The 18497-nt window shown below is 66.5% G+C and carries 18 protein-coding genes; 12 read left to right on the top strand and 6 right to left on the bottom strand.

The window, feature by feature from the left end; translation table 11 throughout:
* Positions 1 to 76: 76 nt before the first annotated feature.
* Positions 77 to 1312, bottom strand: coding sequence for an MFS transporter (locus ACTHQS_RS03505; protein ID WP_440166126.1), 1236 nt, complete (start codon positions 1310 to 1312; stop codon positions 77 to 79).
* Between the two features lie 98 nt (positions 1313 to 1410).
* Here ACTHQS_RS03505 and ACTHQS_RS03500 point away from each other — a divergent pair, with 98 nt between their 5' ends.
* Together ACTHQS_RS03500 and ACTHQS_RS03495 are read left to right on the top strand one after the other, a co-directional pair.
* Entirely contained in the window at positions 1411 to 2385 is a 975-nt protein-coding gene (locus ACTHQS_RS03500) for a LysR family transcriptional regulator (RefSeq protein ID WP_440166124.1), read from the top strand.
* An 87-nt stretch (positions 2386 to 2472) separates the two neighbouring features.
* Positions 2473 to 3423: an N-acetylglucosamine kinase gene (locus tag ACTHQS_RS03495; protein WP_440166122.1), complete on the top strand. Its 951-nt coding sequence runs from the start codon at positions 2473 to 2475 to the stop codon at positions 3421 to 3423.
* Here ACTHQS_RS03495 and ACTHQS_RS03490 read toward each other — a convergent pair.
* Positions 3420 to 4439 (bottom strand): pirin family protein, encoded by a 1020-nt coding sequence (locus ACTHQS_RS03490; protein WP_440166120.1) that lies wholly within the window; start codon positions 4437 to 4439, stop codon positions 3420 to 3422. The genes ACTHQS_RS03495 and ACTHQS_RS03490 overlap by 4 nt on opposite strands.
* A 239-nt stretch (positions 4440 to 4678) precedes the next feature.
* On the opposite strand from ACTHQS_RS03490, the gene ACTHQS_RS03485 reads away from it, so the two are divergent.
* The 6 genes from ACTHQS_RS03485 to ACTHQS_RS03460 all read left to right on the top strand — a co-directional run bounded on the left by ACTHQS_RS03485 (position 4679) and on the right by ACTHQS_RS03460 (position 10479).
* Positions 4679 to 5779, top strand: a complete 1101-nt coding sequence (locus ACTHQS_RS03485) for an ABC transporter ATP-binding protein (RefSeq protein WP_440166118.1) — start codon at positions 4679 to 4681, stop codon at positions 5777 to 5779.
* Positions 5779 to 6507 (top strand): ABC transporter permease, encoded by a 729-nt coding sequence (locus ACTHQS_RS03480; RefSeq protein WP_440166116.1) that lies wholly within the window; start codon positions 5779 to 5781, stop codon positions 6505 to 6507. The genes ACTHQS_RS03485 and ACTHQS_RS03480 overlap by 1 nt, the downstream gene beginning before the upstream one ends.
* Positions 6504 to 7250, top strand: a complete 747-nt coding sequence (locus tag ACTHQS_RS03475; RefSeq protein ID WP_440166114.1) for an ABC transporter permease — start codon at positions 6504 to 6506, stop codon at positions 7248 to 7250. Before ACTHQS_RS03480 ends, ACTHQS_RS03475 begins: the two co-directional genes overlap by 4 nt.
* Positions 7247 to 8209 (top strand): ABC transporter substrate-binding protein, encoded by a 963-nt coding sequence (locus ACTHQS_RS03470; protein WP_440166112.1) that lies wholly within the window; start codon positions 7247 to 7249, stop codon positions 8207 to 8209. Before ACTHQS_RS03475 ends, ACTHQS_RS03470 begins: the two co-directional genes overlap by 4 nt.
* A 143-nt stretch (positions 8210 to 8352) precedes the next feature.
* Positions 8353 to 9573, top strand: coding sequence for a pyridoxal phosphate-dependent aminotransferase (locus ACTHQS_RS03465; RefSeq protein WP_440166110.1), 1221 nt, complete (start codon positions 8353 to 8355; stop codon positions 9571 to 9573).
* A 51-nt stretch (positions 9574 to 9624) separates the two neighbouring features.
* Complete coding sequence (locus ACTHQS_RS03460) at positions 9625 to 10479, top strand: polyphosphate kinase 2 family protein (RefSeq protein WP_440166108.1); 855 nt, start codon at positions 9625 to 9627, stop codon at positions 10477 to 10479.
* Positions 10480 to 10539: 60 nt separating this feature from the next.
* On the opposite strand, the gene ACTHQS_RS03455 is transcribed toward ACTHQS_RS03460, so the two are convergent.
* Entirely contained in the window at positions 10540 to 10758 is a 219-nt protein-coding gene (locus tag ACTHQS_RS03455; RefSeq protein WP_056334565.1) for an exodeoxyribonuclease VII small subunit, read from the bottom strand.
* Positions 10755 to 12107: an exodeoxyribonuclease VII large subunit gene (gene xseA, locus ACTHQS_RS03450; RefSeq protein WP_440166106.1), complete on the bottom strand. Its 1353-nt coding sequence runs from the start codon at positions 12105 to 12107 to the stop codon at positions 10755 to 10757. The genes ACTHQS_RS03455 and xseA overlap by 4 nt, the downstream gene beginning before the upstream one ends.
* Positions 12108 to 12268: 161 nt before the next feature.
* Between xseA and ACTHQS_RS03445 the strand changes: the two genes are divergently transcribed.
* The 3 genes from ACTHQS_RS03445 to ACTHQS_RS03435 all read left to right on the top strand — a co-directional run bounded on the left by ACTHQS_RS03445 (position 12269) and on the right by ACTHQS_RS03435 (position 15388).
* Complete coding sequence (locus ACTHQS_RS03445; protein ID WP_440166104.1) at positions 12269 to 13120, top strand: hypothetical protein; 852 nt, start codon at positions 12269 to 12271, stop codon at positions 13118 to 13120.
* Between the two features lie 9 nt (positions 13121 to 13129).
* Positions 13130 to 14209, top strand: coding sequence for a 4-hydroxy-3-methylbut-2-enyl diphosphate reductase (locus ACTHQS_RS03440; RefSeq protein ID WP_440166103.1), 1080 nt, complete (start codon positions 13130 to 13132; stop codon positions 14207 to 14209).
* A gap of 144 nt (positions 14210 to 14353) precedes the next feature.
* Positions 14354 to 15388 (top strand): AAA family ATPase, encoded by a 1035-nt coding sequence (locus ACTHQS_RS03435; protein ID WP_440166101.1) that lies wholly within the window; start codon positions 14354 to 14356, stop codon positions 15386 to 15388.
* A gap of 72 nt (positions 15389 to 15460) precedes the next feature.
* Here the strand turns inward: ACTHQS_RS03435 and ACTHQS_RS03430 are convergent, their stop codons facing one another.
* Entirely contained in the window at positions 15461 to 16690 is a 1230-nt protein-coding gene (locus ACTHQS_RS03430) for a DNA recombination protein RmuC (protein WP_440166099.1), read from the bottom strand.
* Between the two features lie 90 nt (positions 16691 to 16780).
* Between ACTHQS_RS03430 and ychF the strand changes: the two genes are divergently transcribed.
* Positions 16781 to 17866 (top strand): redox-regulated ATPase YchF, encoded by a 1086-nt coding sequence (gene ychF / locus ACTHQS_RS03425; protein ID WP_440166097.1) that lies wholly within the window; start codon positions 16781 to 16783, stop codon positions 17864 to 17866.
* A gap of 65 nt (positions 17867 to 17931) precedes the next feature.
* On the opposite strand, the gene ACTHQS_RS03420 is transcribed toward ychF, so the two are convergent.
* On the bottom strand, positions 17932 to 18456 hold the full coding sequence (locus ACTHQS_RS03420) for a DUF805 domain-containing protein (protein ID WP_440166096.1): 525 nt from the start codon (positions 18454 to 18456) through the stop codon (positions 17932 to 17934).
* Positions 18457 to 18497: the final 41 nt, after the last annotated feature.

The raw sequence follows: 18497 nt of genomic DNA, 5'->3' as shown, positions 1-18497 counted from the left end.
CGCGCAGCAGCGGCGCGCCCTGCCGAACATCCAAACCATAATGCGGCCGCGTGGGCCCGGTTAATTCGCCCATACCTCAGGAGGCGGGTTCCGCCCCGGGATGGACGACGGCGACAGTTGCGGCAGTCAGGCACGCCAGGACCATGACGCCTCCCGCAAGGGCGCTCCAGCCCCACGCCTGGAAGACCAGGCCGCCGGCCCAGCCCAGCAGGCTGGAACCCAGGTAGTAGGCAAGGTTGTACAGCGACGCCGCCTGCGCCCGTCGGGTCCTGGCGATGGCGCCGGTCCAGCCCGAGCCGATGCTGTGGGCTGCAAAGAAGCCGCCGGTAAACACCACCAGCCCGGCCAGGATCAGGACCAGGGACTGGACGAGGGTCAAGGCCAGTCCTGCCAGGGACAGCGCAAGTCCTGCCAGCAGCACGTTCCGGCGGCCGTACCGCATGGTCATCCCGGCGGCCCAGCGCGAGGAAAACGTACCGGACAGGTAGGCCAGGAAGATCAGGCTGATCACCGTGGCCGGGAGCCCGAACGGGGCACCGGAGAGCCGGAAGCCCAGATAGTTGTAAACCGCCACGAACCCGCCCATCATCAGGAACGCCTGGGCGTACAGGGCCAACAACCTGATGTTCCCCAGGTGGCCGCCGAGGGTCCGGACGGCATTGCGGAGGCCGGAGGCCCGGGCAGGGATGAAACCCCTGGCCCGTGGCACCAGGACAAGGAATGCGACGGCGGCAACGGTCGCCAGCAGGGACACAGCCAGGGCTGCCGACCGCCATCCCCAGAGCTCCCCAACGGGCCCCGCCACCAGCCGGCCGGACAGTCCTCCCAGCGTGGTGCCGGCAACGTAGCTGCCAGCGGCCAGGGCGGCATGGGCCTTGCTGACTTCCTCGTTGAGGTAGGCAATCGCGATGGCGGGAATGCCGCCCAGCGCCATTCCCTCCAGCAGCCGCAGGACCAGCAGCATGGTGAAGCTGGTGGACATCGGCACCAGCAGCCCCAGGACGGTGGCAGCGGTGATGCCCCACATCATGGCCTTCACCCGGCCGATCCTGTCGGCCAGGAACGACCAGGGAATCACTGTGGCGGCCAGGCCCACGGTGGCAAGGGAGATGGTGAGGGCGGCCTCGGCAGCGGTGATGCGCAGGTCGGCTGCCAGGAGGGGAAGGACAGCCTGGGTGGAGTAGAGCTGGGCGAAGGTGGCCACACCCGCGCAGGACAGGCCGGCCAGGATCCGCCCGTAGGCCCTGGATCCTTTGGCATGGCCGGTCCAGAGGGGGGAAGCGTCAGTGCCGGCGCCTGCATTCTGTGGCATCCAACCAGCGTAGTCCGCCCACAATAAATGCTTCCAATGCATGTTTTGTGTAAAGCTGATAGCCAAAGCGGATCATTCAGGGTGCGAAAGGGGCTGTCATGGAACCGGACCGGAAGCAGTTGGCCCAGCTGTTGCCACTCCTGCCGGTGCTCGCCGAACTGGGCCGGACAGAGCACGTGACAGAGACGGCGGAACTCCTTGGAGTACCCCAGTCAACGGTGAGCCGGGCACTTGCGCGGGCCAGCGCCGCCGTCGGCACCGAACTCCTGGTCCGGGACGGCCGGGGAGTCCGCCTGACTCCTGCCGCCCGGACCCTGCTGCCCTTCATTGAGCAGGCGCTGGCGGAGTTCCAGGCCGGTCTGGACCTGGTGCGCAATGAGTCCGACGTGGCCAGGGGCACCGTCTCCGTGTCCTTCCAGCACACCTTCGGCGAAGCCACCCTTCCGCTGCTGATCAGTGCCTTCCGTGCCCGGCACCCCGGCACGGGCTTCCGGCTCAGCCAGGGCGCCCGCAGTACCTGCCTGGAAGAGTTGTCATCGGGGGAGGCTGACCTTGCCCTCACCGCACCCGTCGCTCCACCCGGCAAAAACCTTGATTCGGCGCCGCTGTACCGCGAGCCGCTGCGCCTGGTGGTGCATCATGCCCATCCGCTCGCGCGGCAGCGCATGGCCCGGATGGCCGACATCCGGACGGAACCGGTGGTGGTGATGAGGCCCGGCTACGGGCTGCGTTCCCTCACCGACGCGCTCTTCCGGGAGGCCGGATACCGCCCGCGGATCGCCTTCGAAAGCCAGGATTCCCATACCGTCCGTGGCCTGGTCTCTGCCGGCCTTGGCGTCAGCATCCTGCCGCCGGGCGGCGACGCTCCCGGCCGGACGCCGCGTCCTGAAACGGGAGACCTCGGGTGGGTGGAGGTTCCCCTGGACTCGGCGCTCGCCTTCCGGGAAGTCGGCCTGAGCTGGCGGCGCCGGAAGACCGAAAGCGAGCCGGTTCCGGCCAGGCTTTTCCGTGAGCTGGTGGTGGGGCAGGGGCCCTCCTTGCTGGCCGGGCTGGTCACCGGCCCAGGCGGTTGAGCCGGGGAAAATGTCCGACGGCGGCGGCTGGCTTCCGGTGCCGGGGCGGCGGGGTGCCAAACACCATGGGGCAAGTACCCTTGTGACGTGACAAACACCCAGAACCCCTCTGCCACTCCTTTTGATCAAGCGGCAGGCTCCGCGCCGAGTCCTTTGCACGGCATCACGATCGGGCTGGACATCGGCGGCACCAAGACGCATGGCATCCGTTTCGAGGACGGCCTCCCCGTGGCCGATGAGTCGGCCGGAAGCTCCAACGTCCAGAATGTGAGCCGTGAACAGGCGGCACGCAACCTTGCGGACCTGTTCGCCAGGATCGGCGGAGGACGGGTGGACCGGGTGTACGCGGGATCGGGCGGAATCGATACCGATGAAGACGCGTCCGCCCTGGCTGCGCTGATCCAGCCCCTGGCCCCCGAAGCACGCGTCACCGTTGTCCATGACTCCCGCCTCCTGCTGGCCGCGGGCCGCGCCGCCACCGGCGTAGCGGTCATTGCGGGCACCGGATCTGCCGCGTGGGGACGCAATGCCGGCGGCGGCGAGGCCAGGGCCGGCGGTTGGGGATACCTGCTGGGGGATGAAGGCAGCGGCTACTGGCTGGGCCGGGAAGCGGTGCGGCACAGCCTCCGCAGGATGAACCAGGGCCTGCCCGTCGACCAGCTCACGGCGGCGCTCCTGGCGTCCTGCGGGCTGGACCATCCCAACAAGCTCATCGCCTTGTTCCACTCCCCGGACACCGGGAGGCGCTTCTGGGCGCAGCAGGCAAGGCACGTCGTGGAAGCCGCGGCCTCCGGGCACCAGGACAGCGCAGCCCTGCTGGACCAGGCCGGGCAGGACCTCGCGGCCCTGGCCGGCCAGGTGCTGGGCCAGCTGAAAATTGCGGGTCCAGTGATCCTGGGCGGAGGGCTTGGCATGAACGTGGCGCCCCTGCAGGAGTCCTTCCGCCGGAACCTCGCCGAAACCGGCGTTACGGACGTCAGGGTGCTGGACCAGGAACCGGTGTTCGGCGTCCTGCAGTTGGTGGCGGAACCCGCTTAGCCCACGGAACGCTTCCGGGGTGTCAGCCGGACGCCGGGGAGCGGGGGAGCGGGAATGCGGCCGGCCTCCGCCCCGGCGTCCGGGCCGTGGCCGGGCACCAGGCCGTAGCGGGCTGCCGCCGTTTCAGCGTCCGCCAGCCCGGCCTGCGCTTCCCAGTCCTCCCTGGCCTGTTCCACTTCGTCATGGGTGCGGCCCACGAAGTTCCACCACATCAGCAGTTCCTCACCAAAGGGCTCGCCGCCGATCAGCAGGAACCTCGTGTCGGGCAGGGCCTCCACTCGAAGTTCGCTGCGGCCGGTGCCCAGGTAGCCCAGCGGCCCCGCCGGCAGGTCCTGTCCGTCCACCGCCAGGCCGCCGTCGAGCACCAGGATGCCGTGCTCAAAGCCGGGGTTCAACGGCAGCACCGCGTCCCCTTCGCAGGAAACGTCCGCGCCGACGATCGGCGAAAACATGGTTGCGGGGGAGACCACCCCTGCCAGTTCTCCCACCATGACCGTCGCCGTGAAGCCCCGGCCGGCGGCGCGCGGCAGTTCCCGGTGCTGTTCGAACGCCGGTTCCCTGTGCCGGTCGGCGTCCGGAAGGGCAACCCAAAGCTGCAGGCCCCGCTGCAGCGGCAACTCCCCGCCGTCGGCAGGAAGTACTGCAAATTCGGAGTGCGATACGCCGTGGCCTGCTGTCATGATGTTCAGCTCTCCGGGGCGCACCACCACGTCGCTGCCCACGCTGTCCCGGTGGTGGATGTGCCCCGCCAGCGGCCAGGTCACCGTCTGCAGCCCGATGTGGGGATGGGGAAGGACGGACATCGCGGTCCGGTCCGGACCGAAACTGTCCAGGAAGCACCAGGCCCCGATGGTGGGGAGGCCGCGCTGGGGCAACGTGCGTTTGACGTTCATGGCGCGGACCCCACCCAGCGGCACCTCACGTTCAGGCCACAGCTGCAGGCAGGGGCCGGACGTCCCTCCTGCGGGGGCGGGCGGGCAAACTTCCTGCTGGGGCGAAACTTCCAAGTTGGTCACGCCTCCACTTTAGGCCCGGCTGCGGCGGCCGGACAGGAAGCCACTGTCCGCCCGGATCCCGGGAAACCCATCCACCGCAACCGGGGTTCCGAATGGTTACAGTAGGGATTCCTTTGCGCGGATTAGGGCCTCAGCTGCTGAAGCCTGCCATCGTTTGGGCTACCGTAACTAACAGCGTGCTTATGGCAATTTCGCGGTGCTGGGAACAGCCCGTCCAAGAGAACAGGTAAGTCCGCACCATGGACCAGGCGATGATCGAGTTCCAGAGTGTTACCAAGCAGTATCCTGGCGGCCAGCCGGCTGTGGACGGACTGTCCATGTCCATCGCCAAAGGTTCCGTCACCGTCTTCGTGGGCCCTTCAGGCTGCGGAAAGACAACGTCCCTCAGGATGATCAACCGCATGGTGGAACCCACGTCCGGGACCATCACCGTGGACGGCCGCGACGTCACCACGGTACCGGCGGCGGAACTGCGCAGGTCCATGGGCTACGTCATGCAGTCGGCCGGGCTGCTGCCGCACCGCTCCGTCCTGGACAACATCGCCACCGTTCCGCGGCTGAACGGTGTGTCGAAGGCGAACGCCCGCAGGCGGGCGGAGGAGCTCCTGGACGTGGTGGGCCTGGCGCATTCCCTGGGCGCGCGCTATCCGTCGCAGCTGTCCGGCGGCCAGCAGCAGCGCGTCGGCGTGGCCCGCGCCCTCGCTGCAGATCCGCCCGTGCTCCTCATGGATGAGCCCTTCAGCGCAGTGGATCCCGTGGTCCGCGACGAGCTCCAGCATGAGCTGCTGCGGCTGCAAAAGGACCTGGCCAAGACCATCGTTTTCGTGACCCACGATATCGATGAAGCCACCATCCTGGGCGACAAGGTGGCTGTCTTCGCTACCGGCGGCAAGCTGGCCCAGTACGCCTCGCCTGAGGAGATCCTGCGGGCGCCCGCCAACAACTTCGTGGCTTCCTTCGTGGGGCGGGACCGCGGCTTCCGCCACCTCGGTTTTTCCCCCTCGGACGGCGTGGCGATCCATCCGGTGCCCACGATTATCCGGGCTTCCGGCGGGTACGAATCGGACTCCAGTGCTGCCGGCGGCTGGCAGCTCGTGGTGGATGCGGACAAGCGCCCGCTGGGCTGGTCGGCACCCGGCACGGAGACGGAACTCGTTCCCGGCGGTTCGCTGTTCCGCCCGGGAGAGAGCCTGCGCCGCGCCCTGGATGCTGCCCTGTCCTCGCCGTCGGGCCTTGGCGTCGCCGTCGATGCCGAAGGCGTGGTCCTGGGCGTGGTCCGCGGCGGTGAAGTGCTGGCATTGATCGAAGAAGCCCGGCAGATGCGGCAGGCTGCCCTCTGATGGAATGGTTCCTGGCCAACACCGGCATGATCCTGGAACGGGGCGGCCAGCACCTGGTGCTGGCCATCGTTCCCATGGTCCTGGGCCTGTTCATCTCCATCCCGCTGGCACAGTTGGCCCGGAAAAACAGTGCCCTCCGCTCCGTGGTCCTGACGGCCTCCTCACTCCTCTACACCATCCCGTCGCTGGCGCTGTTCATCATCCTCCCCACCATCCTGGGCACCCGGATCCTGGATCCGCTCAATGTGGTGGTGGCACTGACCATTTATGCCGTGGCACTCCTGGTCCGCGCGGCCCTGGATGCCTTCGACTCCGTGGACGCGGATGTCAGCCAGGCCGCGCAGGCCATGGGCTTCAAGCCGCTGGCCCGGTTCCTGCAGGTTGACCTGCCGCTCTCCCTCCCGGTCCTGTTCGCCGGCCTCCGGGTAGTGTCCGTCAGTAACATCTCGCTGGTCAGCGTCGCGGCGCTCTTGGGAGTTGGCAACCTGGGCATGCTCTTCACAGACGGGCTCCAGCGCGACTTCGTCACCGAGGTGGTGGTGGGCATCATCGCCATCCTGGTCCTGGCGCTGCTGATGGATGCCGTCCTGGTCCTGCTGGAACGCATCCTCACACCATGGGAGCGGACGGGCAGCCGGCGGGACCCCAGCGCCGGGCCTCTCTCATCGGAAGCACCTGCCGCAGCGGAGCGCTTTGCCCGGCCGAAGACCGGGGGTGGCAACGCATGAGCAACGTCTTCGCCGACACGTTCGCCTGGCTCGCCAACCCGCTGCACTGGTCCGGAAGCATGGGCATCCCCGTCCGGCTGGGGGAGCACCTGCAGTACACCGCACTGGTGATGGTGATCGCCACCGCCATCGCAGTACCCGTCGGGCTGTTCGTCGGCCACACGGGAAGGGGCCGGGTGGCCGTGGTGGCCCTGGCCGGCGCCCTCCGCGCCCTGCCCACCCTTGGCCTGCTGATCCTGTTCGTGCTGCTGGCGGGTATCGGGCTGATGCCCCCCGTCTGGGCCCTGGTGATCCTCACAGTGCCCCCGCTCCTTGCAGGGACCTACGCGGGCATCTCCAGCGTCGACCGGAACGTGGTGGACGCTGCCCGGGCCATGGGCATGACGGAGCTGCAGGTCCTGTTCCGGGCCGAGCTGCCCAACGCCCTCACCGTCATGTTCGGTGGCTTCCGGACCGGCGTGCTGCAGGTGATCGCCACCGTCTCGGTGGTTGCGTACATCAACCTCGGCGGCCTGGGCCGGTATCTCTTCGATGGACTTGTCCTCAGCGACTTCCCCCAGATGCTGGGAGGTTCCCTCCTCATCGCAGTGCTGGCCATCGCCGTCGACCTGGTCCTGTCCCTGTTCCAGAGGCTGTTCCTGACACCAGGGGCATCGAAGCTGTCCTTCCGCAGCCAGGAGGCTGCGGTTGATCTCACAGACCCCGTTGTTGCGGAGACTGTTGTACAAGGAGGTAAGTCATGAAAGAAAGCCGTCCCCAGCGCCTCGGCAGGCGGGCGTTCAGCGGCCTGGCCGCCGGGCTTGGCCTGGCAGTGGCGCTGTCCGCCTGCGGCGGTTCGTCCGATCCGCTGAAGAACGCGCCCGCATCCAGTGCCGCCGCTTCCGGTGGTGCTACTTCTTTGGTGGTGGGCTCCGCGGACTTCCCGGAAAGCCAGATCATCGCCGAGCTGTACGCCGGCGCGCTGAACGCCAACGGCATCACCGCCACCACCAAACCGAACATCGGCTCCCGCGAGGTCTACTTCAAGGCCGTCCAGGACGGTTCGGTGGATGTGGTGCCGGACTACAGCGGCAACCTGCTGCTGTACGTGGACAAGGAAGCCACGGAAGTCTCCGCAGGGGACATCGCCAAGGCGCTGCCGGGCAAGCTGCCGGACGGGCTCGGCGTCCTGGACGTTTCCAAGGCCGAAGACAAGGACGCCATGGTGGTCACCAAGGCAACGGCGGAGAAGTACCAGCTGAAGTCCATTGAGGACCTGGCCAAGGTCTGCAGCGAGATCGTCGTGGGGGCTCCGGCCACCTTCGCCGAGCGTGCCTACGGCCTGCCCGGGCTGAAGAAGAACTACAACTGCGTGCCCAAGAAGCTGGAGCCCTTCAGCGATGGCGGTGGCCCGGTGACGCTTAAGGCGCTGCTTGAGGACCAGGTGCAGGTGGCCGATATCTACACCACCACGCCGTCCATCGCGGACAACGACCTTGTGGTGCTGGAGGATCCCAAGAACAACTTCATTGCCCAGCAGGTCCTGCCCCTGTACAACAAAGCCAAGATGACGGACAAGGCCAAGCAGGCGCTGAATTCGGTGTCCAGCACCCTCACCACGGATGACCTGATCAACCTCAACCGGGCGGTCAGCGGCAGCCAGAAGCAGGACGCCAAGACGGCAGCAAACAACTGGCTCAAGGAGAAGGGAATCGTTAAGTAGCGTCCCGTTCCCTGCCCCTGCGGGCAGCAACACCCTGGTGATTAACGACGGCGGCTGCCGGGCTTTCGAAGGTCCGGCAGCCGCCGTCGGCATGTGGCGGATGTCTCAACGGCCGTGCATCCTTCCTGTGGCATATTTGAGGGATGGCAGAATTCAGGCAGTCCACGAAGCTCAACAACGTTCTTTATGACATCCGTGGACCGATCCTTGAGGCCGCCCAGCAGATGGAGGCCGAGGGCCACCGCATCCTCAAGCTGAACATCGGCAACCCGGCGCCGTTCGGCTTCGAGGCGCCGGACGCCATCCTGGTGGACATGATCCGCCACCTGCCCCACGCCCAGGGCTACAGCGATTCCCGCGGCATCTTTTCGGCCCGCACCGCCGTTTCGCAGTACTACCAGACCCGCGGTATCCAGAACATCCACGTTGACGACATCTACCTGGGCAACGGCGTCAGCGAGCTCATCACCATGTCCCTGATGGCGCTGCTCGATTCAGGCGACGAGGTGCTCATCCCGACGCCGGACTACCCGCTCTGGACGGCGTCTGTGGCGCTCGCCGGCGGCAAGCCGGTGCACTACCTCTGCGATGAAGAGTCCGGCTGGCAGCCTGACCTGGAGGACATGGAAGCCAAGATCACGCCCCGCACCAAGGGCATCGTGGTCATCAACCCGAACAACCCCACCGGCGCTGTATACCCGGAAGAGACCCTGAAGCGCATCGTGGCCCTCGCCGAAAAGCACGGCCTGGTGGTTTTCGCCGACGAGATCTACGAAAAGATCCTGTACGAGGACGCCGTCCATGTGAATCTGGCCGGCCTCACCGGCGACCACGTCCTGTGCCTGACCTTCAGCGGATTGTCCAAGGCGTACCGTGTCTGCGGATACCGGGCCGGCTGGATGGCGATCTCAGGACCCAAGAAGGATGCCGCGGACTACCTCGAAGGCATCAACCTCCTGGCGAACATGCGCCTGTGCGCGAACGTCCCGGCCCAGCATGCCATCCAGACGGCGCTGGGCGGTTACCAGAGCATCAATGACCTCATCCTGCCGGGCGGCCGGCTGCTGGAACAGCGCAACAAGGCCTACGACATGTTGAACGCCATTCCCGGCGTCAGCACCCAGCAGGCCAAAGGCGCCCTGTACCTCTTCCCCCGGCTTGACCCTGAGGTCTACCACATCCGGGACGATGAGAAGTTCGTCCTCGACCTCCTGAGGGAACAGAAGATCCTGGTGTCCCATGGCCGGGCCTTCAACTGGGTGCGCCCGGACCACTTCCGCATGGTGACGCTGCCCAACGTGAAGGACATCGAAGAAGCCATCGGGCGCATGGGGGACTTCCTAAGCAGGTACCAGGGGAACTAGCCTGTGCTCACGGGCCGCCGGGCCCGTGCACCCTTTGCGGAAAGGAACCCCATGGCCCGCGTCGTTGGCTTCGACCAGCATCCGTCCCAGACCCTCAGGGCAGGGGAGGGGTTCTCCCTTGCGGCAGTAGACCCGGGCTCGACGCCCGGCTACAGCGGAAACAAGGACAACGGCAAGCTGCTGCTGGCCGAGATGGACGACGAACTCGCTGGGCTGCAGGAAAAGCTGTTCGCCGAGTCCCGCTTTGGGGGGACCCAACGCATCCTGCTGATCTTGCAGGCAATGGACACCGCCGGCAAGGGCGGGATCGTCAGCCATGTCATGGCAGCCATGAACCCCCAAGGTGTCCAGTTCAAGGCGTTCAAGGCCCCCACCGACGAGGAAAAGTCCTATGACTTCCTGTGGCGGATCGAGAAGGAAGTGCCGGCTGCCGGCATGGTGGGTGTCTTTGACCGCTCCCACTACGAGGACGTCCTCATCCATAAGGTCCACAATTGGGCCAGCCCGGACGAGATTAAGCGGCGGTACGTTGCCATCAACGAATTCGAGGCCAGGCTGACGGATTCCGGGACTAAGGTGGTCAAGGTGATGCTGCACATCAGCGGGGATGAGCAAAAGGAACGGCTGCTGGCCCGGCTGGACAACCCCGCAAAGCATTGGAAATACAGCCACGGCGACCTTGACGAGCGCGCGTTCTGGGACGACTACATGAGCGCCTACCAGGCGGCGATCGACGAAACAAGTACGCCGGACGCACCGTGGCACGTTGTTCCGGCCAACAAGAAGTGGTTCGCCCGCATCGCCGTCCAGCAGCTGCTGCTCGGCGCCCTGTCCGGCATGAACCTGAAGTGGCCCAAGGCGGATTTCGATGTCGCCGCCGAACGGGAGCTCGTGGCCCGCTCCTGACCCCGACGCCTGGTGCGGCGCGCTGGCCGCCCCAGGGGGTTTTGGCTGTTCCGGCCCTACTTACAGTGGCTGGTCGCGGGCAGCGGCCAACCGTTTCCGTGCGCCTTCCAGCCACTCTTCGCAGCGCGCGGCCAAGGCCTCACCGCGCTCCCATAGGGCCAGGGATTCCTCCAGGCTTGCCCCTCCTGCCTCCAGCCTGCCCACCACTGCGATGAGCTGTTCCCTGGCTTCCTCGTAGCTCAGGGCTGCGACATCGGACTCTGGTTTCTGCTCGGTCATGCCTTCCCTTCCACTTCCTGGTGCTGGTCTTGGTTTCCTCGGTGCGGTGCCCCGGTGGACTCTGCGGAACCGGTGGAGGTGGCTCCGAAGCGGCCCTCCGCCACCCGGATGGACAGGGCGGCGCCCGCGGGCGCCTCGGCCGGCCTGCGGACGACGGCGTGGCCGGCTTCAGCGATCCGTGCGGCCTGGTCTCCCGCCAGTTCGACGACGGCGTACCCCCGGTCCAGGGTCTTCTGCGGTGAGAGCGCGCGCACCTGGGCTTTCAGGTGCTGGAGCTGGTCTGCTGCCCGTACCACCGTTGAGCTCACTGCAGCGGAGGAGCGCCGCAGGAGCCGCTCGATTTCCTCGCCGCGGACCGAGACCATGCCTTCGGGCGCCGCCATGACAGGACGGGAATGCAGTGCCGCCAGCCGGTCCGACTCCCGGTCCACCAACCGCTCCATGCAGCGCCGCACCTGTTCCCGCGCCTGGCGGACGCCGGCAAGCTCCTCGGATACCTCCGGCACGATCCGCTTGGCGGCGTCGGTGGGGGTGGAGGCCCGCAGATCGGCGACATCATCAAGCAGCGGGCGGTCCGCCTCATGGCCAATGGCACTCACTATTGGCGTGTTGGCGGCGGCCACGGCACGGATCAGCTCCTCGCTGTTAAAGGGCAAAAGATCCTCAAGTGCCCCGCCGCCCCGGGCGATGACGATGACATCCACCTCCGGCCGCCCATCAAGTTCACGCAGGGCACGGATCACCTGGGCCACGGCCGTGTTCCCCTGGACGGCAACCTCGCGGATCTCGAACTCCACCGCAGGCCACCGCAGGGCCGCGTTGCGAAGGATGTCCTTCTTGGCGTCCGAGTCCCGTCCCGTGATCAGGCCGATGCGGTGCGGGAGCAGGGGCAACCGCTTCTTCCGGGAGTCGGCAAAGAGTCCCTCGGTCGCGAGGGCCTGCCGCAGCCGTTCAATCCGGGCCAGCAGGTCACCCAGTCCGACCGGACGGATGTCCCGGACCAGCATGTTCAGCCTGCCTGTCTTCAGCCAGAATTCCGGTTTCAGCAGGGCTACCACCCGTGAACCGCGTTCCAGCGGAAGGTTCTGCCGCTCCAGGACCTTGGTCCACACCGAAGCGGGAAGTGACACCTCAGCATCCACATCGCGAAGGGTGATGTAGGCGTTGGTGCCGCGGCGGTTCAGCTCAATGACCTGCCCTTCCACCCACGCCGACGGGGTGCGGTCGATGTGGGCCTTCAGCTTCTGCGACAGCAGCTGCAGCGGCCACGGGTTGTCCGGGCTGGTTTCCGCTGCCGTGGCAGGCAGGGTAGTGGGTGCAGTGCCTGGAAGGGAGGCCTGGTCAGACATGCGGACGCCGGTGGGAGGCTGGTGCTGCGGGCATGCGGTCCTTTATCTGTTGTGGGCGGTCAATCAACCTTATCCATAAGGTGTAGCACCGGGGACTGACAGGGGCAGCCTCCCGACCCTGCCTAGGATGGGTAAAGGCCCCCAACCCCGAAGGACCTGTTGTGCGCACTTTTGTCTCTGCCCTCGCCACCGTGCTGGGCATCCTCCTTGCCGCCGTTGCCATTCCCGCCATATGGGTGGACCGGAACATTGTCCAGGAAGACGGGTTTGTCCGTCTGGCGGCCCCGCTTGGCAAGGACCCGGAATTCCAAAGGAAGCTGGCTGCGGCGGCGGTGGGAACGATTGACACCGGATCGGTTCCCGGGTTTCTGTCGGACCTGGTGGAGCCGATGCTCGAGAAGGCCGCAGAGTCGCTGACCGGGCTGCCCGGCTATCCGGCAGCCTGGGAGGAGACCCTTCGCAGAAGCCACCGCCTCAGCTTCGCCGACCCGGCCGTGGCGCCCCAGGGTGGAGCGCCTGCATCGTCGCTGACCCTCGACGTCGCCCCACTGGTCGCCCTGGGCTCGGAGGAGATCTCCCGCACCACCAGGCTCCCCCTCGACCCGCCCGAGCAGACGCTGATCAATGTAGGCCAGCCTGCGCAAAGGGAATGGACTGAACGGCTCGCCACCTACGCCCCCATGGGCTACCTGCTGGCCATCGGCTCGGCCGTGGCGTTCCTGCTTGCGCTCGTGGCGGCACGCCGCCGCGGTACCGTGCTGCTGGCCGCCGGCCTGGGCGGACTGGCATTGGCCGGGCTGTGGGGACTGGGCCTGCAGCTGGGCTCATCCCGTGCCCAGGCCACGGACACCGGCAACGCGGTGGCCAACATGTTCCGCGACGAATTCCTCGCCGCCGCGGGCGCGGACTTCCACACGTGGATCGCCACCGCCGCGGTTGCCGGCGGCGTCCTGGTGGCAGCGGGCATTGTGACGTTGTTCGCATCCCGGAAACGGGCGGGGACCAGCCGGTAGCATGGTGGGATGACCACCTCGGCTGTATCCCTTTCGATGCCAACCATTCCGCGCAGGCGCCGCTCGCCTGAGGAGGTAGCAGCTGCAGCCCCCGTGAACGGCACCAAGAAGGTGCTGCTGGCTGCTCCGCGCGGTTACTGCGCGGGCGTTGACCGGGCCGTGATCGCCGTCGAAAAGGCGCTGGAACACTACGGGCCGCCCGTGTATGTCCGCAAACAGATTGTCCACAACGTCCACGTGGTCAGCTCGCTGGAGGAAAAGGGTGCCATCTTCGTGGATGAAACAGACGAAGTTCCTGAAGGCGCCCTGGTGATTTTCTCCGCCCACGGCGTTTCGCCGGCAGTTGTCGAATCCGCCGAAAACCGGGGCCTGCGCACCATCGATGCCACGTGTCCCCTGGTTACAAAGGTGCATAAGGAAGCCGTCCGCTTCGCCAAGGACGATTTCGATATCCTCCTGATCGGCCACGACGGCCATGAGGAAGTGGAAGGCACTTCAGGTGAGGCGCCGGAGCACATCCAGATCATCAACGGCCCGCATGAAGTGGACAAGGTGACCGTCCGCGACCCCGAAAAGGTCATCTGGCTTTCCCAGACCACGTTGAGTGTGGACGAGACCATGGAGACCGTCCGGCTGCTCAAGGAACGGTTCCCCACCCTGCAGGATCCGCCCAGCGACGACATCTGCTACGCCACCACCAACCGCCAAGTGGCCATCAAGAAAATTGCGCCCAAGGCAGACCTGGTGATCGTGGTGGGTTCGGCCAACTCGTCCAACTCCGTCCGGCTGGTGGAGGTCGCGCTCGAATACGGTGCCAAGGCCTCGTACCGGGTGGACTTCGCCAACGAGGTTGACGAGGCGTGGTTCGAAGGCGTCGCCACCGTGGGCGTTACGTCCGGGGCCTCCGTGCCCGAGGTTCTGGTGCAGGACGTGCTGCGGCTGCTGGCTGATTACGGCTACGGCGCCGTGGAGGAAGTCGTCACGGCTGAGGAAGACCTCCTCTTCTCGCTGCCCAAGGAGCTCCGGGCCACCCTGAAGCAGGCCGGCGATGTCAGCCGGGCCCTGGGGGGACGACGGCCCCGCAACTGAACCACAACCCGCGAACGGTGTAAGCAGGGACACCGCCGATGTACCAGGCAGCTCACGCAGTCTTTCGTCCCGCCGCAACCAGTAATTTCGTGGGTGACCGGTTGCCAACCCCACTGGGTCGGCATCGGGTATTACAGTGGATGCATGGCTCCCAGCCGCCATCCGCTCGACGACCTGCGCGAAACCATCGGCCATCTGGCCGATCAGCTCAAGCTGCCCGGTTCCGAGCGCGTGGACGACCTGGTCGGCGATCTCATCGGTCCCAGGCCCGGGCCGGCCCGGCCGCTGTCTGAGGTGCAGGCCGAGCTCGACGCCCTGGTCGGACTGGAGACCGTGAAGGAACAGGTTCGGGCCCTCGTCGCACTCCTTCAGGTCCAGGCGCGCCGTAAGGCGCACGGCCTCCCGGAAGTGGCCACATCACAGCATCTGGTGTTCCTCGGAAACCCGGGCACAGGCAAGACCACCGTGGCGCGGCTCCTGGCCGAGATGTACCGCGCGGTCGGTCTGCTGCAGAAGGGCCACCTGGTCGAGGTGGACCGTTCGGGCCTGGTGGGGCAGTACGTCGGGCAGACCGCCATCAAGACGGACCGGGTGATCCGGCGTGCGCTGGACGGCGTCCTGTTCATCGACGAGGCCTATGCGCTGGCCCCGGAGGACGGTCGGATGGACTTCGGCCCCGAGGCAATCGAGGTCCTGCTCAAGCGGATGGAGGACCACCGCCACCGCCTGGTCGTGATCGTGGCCGGGTACCCGCGGCTCATGGAGTCCTTCCTGCTCTCCAATCCGGGCCTGCGCTCCAGGTTTGCCCGCGAAATCACCTTCCCGGACTACTCTGTTGACGCACTCCAGACGATCTTCAACCAGATGCTGGCCCAGCACGAGTACACCCTCGAGCCGGGGGCGGACCAGACGCTGCGCCGCATCCTCACCGGCCTCCATGCGGGCGAGGACTCCGGTAACGCGCGGTTTGCCCGGACGCTGTTCGAGCAGGCACTCAACCGCCAGGCGCTGCGGCTGTCGCTCGACGGGGAACAAAGCCTCGACGCACTTGACCGTGAGGCCGTCATGACGCTTACTGCCGACGACATCGTCCAGGCCGCGCTGGCCTTGGGCGAGGAGCCGGAACCGGACCCGGCGCCGGAACCGGAGCAGCCACGCTGGTGGCGCTGGCTGGTCTGACGGATCTGCGGCGGCTGGTCAGGCGTGTGCCCGGCCTATGACGGTCCGGCCCCTTCCTGCATCCCGCCCTTCTCAGGCTGCTTCGTCGTCGCCCTGAAGTTCGGGTGCCATCAGCACCCGAGGCGTCGCCTCCACAACCGGAGGTGCGGTAAGACCGGACTCCTCGAGGCTGTTGAGTTTCCGTGCCGTGGGCAGGACCCGGGCTTCCAGGGTGCCCACCATGGCGTTGTAACGGTCTACCGAGGTTTTCAGTGACGAGCCAAGCTTGGTCACGTTCTCGCCAAGGGTGCCCATCCGGTCGTAGAGCTGCCGCGCGAGCTCGAAGAGTTCGCGGGCACTGTCCGTCAGGACGTCCTGGCGCCAGGTGAATGCCACGGACTTCAGCACCGCCAAGAGGGTGCTCGGTGACGCAAGGACAACGTTGCGGGACAACGCGTGGTCAAGGAGTCCGGCGTCAGCCGTCAGTGCCGCCGCCAGGATGGATTCGGCCGGGATGAAGCAGACCACCAGTTCGGGGGAGTTCCCCGGGATGTCCCAGTATTTTTTGGTACCCAGGGCGTCGACGTGGGCACGCAGCGCCTTGGCGTGTGCCGCCAGCAGGGCTTGCCGGTTCCGGCCGTCATTCGCCGACTGCGGTCCGGCCGGCCGTGCCAGGCGCGGATCCACCGCGTCCAGTTCCTGTGCCTCGAGGTAGGAAGACAATGGGACTTTGGCGTCCACCACCAGCTGCTTTTCACCAGGCAACTGCACCACCAGGTCCGGCCGCACAGCAGAGTCGTGACCCGCGCTGTGGACCTGCTCGACGAAGTCGACGTGGCGGAGCATGCCCGCGGCCTCCACCACGCGCCGGAGCTGCACCTCGCCCCACTGGCCCCTGGCGCTGTTGGAGCGGAGCGCCGATTCAAGGGCATGCGTGGAGCGGATGAGCTGTTCGTCGGAGAGCCGGGCCTCCTGCAGTTGCTGGGCCAGTTGGCCGTACTGCTCCACCCTGTCCCGCTCGAGCAGTGCCACCTGCTGCTGGACCGCGGAAAGCTTCTCGGCGACGGGAGCCAGGGCACGCAGTACGCTGCCGTCCTGTGTCCTGGCCTCGCCCAGCTCACGGTTCTGTGCAGCCAAAAGCCGCCGCTCGGCGTCGGCCGCTGCCAGCTGTGCCGTGACCTCGGAAAGGCGGGACGACACCTGGTCAAAGTCCGACTCCAGGGCATGCGAATTCCTGCGCAAGGAAAAATAGGTGGCCGCAGCGCCGGCAAGCGCACCAAGCAGCAGCATGAAGAGGGCCAGAATCAAGGCAAAAGCATCCATGGCTTCACTGTTGCACGGGGCTCTGACAATCATGGGCAGTGACATTCCCGGGTACTGGCTGACGGGGTCCGGCGGGTAGAATCAATGCTCGTGGCTCTTACTATTGGCATCGTCGGACTGCCTAACGTCGGCAAATCAACCCTCTTCAACGCGCTCACCCGCAACCAGGTCCTGGCCGCGAACTACCCGTTCGCCACCATCGAACCGAATGTCGGCGTCGTGAACCTGCCCGACCCCAGGCTGGAAAAGCTCGCCGGCATCTTCGGTTCGGCCCGGCTGCTGCCCGCTCCCGTGTCCTTCGTGGACATCGCCGGCATCGTGAAAGGCGCGTCCGAGGGTGAGGGCCTGGGAAACAAGTTCCTCGCCAACATCCGTGAAGCCCAGGCGATCGCCCAGGTTGTCCGCGTGTTCGATGATCCCGACGTGATCCACGTCGACGGCAAGGTCGATCCCCGCTCGGACATGGAGACCATCAACACCGAGCTGATCCTGGCCGACCTCCAGACGATCGAAAACGCCATTCCGCGGATCGAAAAAGAGGTCAAAATCAAGAAGCGCGACGCCGCCGAGCTCGCCGCCATCAAGGCGGCGCAGGCGGTGCTGGAGCGCGGCGATACCATCTTCTCCTCGATCAAGAGCGACAAGCTGGAGATGGAGCACCTCAAGGAGCTTGGCCTCCTGACGGCCAAGCCCTTCATTTATGTCTTCAACGCTGACGAGTCGATCCTCGGCAGCCCGGAAAAGCAGGAGGAACTGCGGGCCCTGGTGGCTCCCGCGGACGCCGTCTTCCTCGATGCCAAGCTCGAATCCGACCTTGTTGAACTGGACGAGGAGGAAGCCCGCGAGATGCTCGAAATGAACGGGCAGGACGAATCCGGCCTCGACCAGCTGGCGCGCGTCGGGTTCCACACTCTGGGACTCCAGACCTACCTCACGGCAGGACCGAAGGAAACCCGCGCGTGGACCATCCACCAGGGGGACACCGCCCCGCAGGCTGCCGGCGTCATCCACTCCGATTTCCAGCGCGGTTTCATCAAGGCTGAAGTGGTCTCCTTCGATGACCTGATCGAAGCAGGCTCCATGGCCGAGGCCAAAGCCCGCGGCAAGGTCAGGATCGAAGGCAAGGAATACGTCATGGCCGACGGCGACGTGGTGGAGTTCCGCTTCAACGTCTGATTTGCATGAACGGGCCAGGGCCCTTACAGGATCATGCCGGCAGACCGTGCGAGACCTGCCGTGGCCTATGACCCGGAGGGGCCGGCGGGACCCGGCGGGTAGGGAGGCTGCTGCTGGGTCCAGTATGGGGGCGTGGCTGTTGCCTGCCCGTACCGGGGTGCCGGGTACTTGTCGAAGCGCTGGCCATACGGGTTCTCCCGCTGCGCGAGCAGCACGATGAGCGCGATCCACCCGAGCACTGGGATGAGAGCGAGCAGCAGCATCCAGGCGCTGAGGTTCACGTCATGAAGGCGCCTGGCCGCCACCGCGAGTGACGGAACCACGGTGGCGAGAAACCACAGGCCGCCCAGGGCGCTGGATCCCGTGACCTGGCCGTTGACGACGGTGGGGCTGATCGAATTCAGCACCGCGGAGGCGAGGCCGGAAGCGAGGAACCACCACCAGTATTCGCTTCGGCTGGCACGCCCCGAGAAGACAGCGTACTTCTGGAAGATGCGCTTAACCGCGTCCACCGGCGGGGCGCCGTAGTACGGCAGTTCCAGGGGCGGGACGGCGCTGCCGGGCACATTCGATGCTTGGGGGATGCTCATCGAGCTTTTCCTTCCGAAGGTTTCCTTGCCAGCATGCTACG

The sequence above is a fragment of the Arthrobacter sp. SAFR-044 genome, from assembly GCF_051965175.1.
GTDB lineage: Bacteria > Actinomycetota > Actinomycetes > Actinomycetales > Micrococcaceae > Arthrobacter.
The sequence above is the reverse complement of the archived record's forward strand: the minus strand, read 5'-3'. Positions and strand labels throughout refer to the sequence as shown.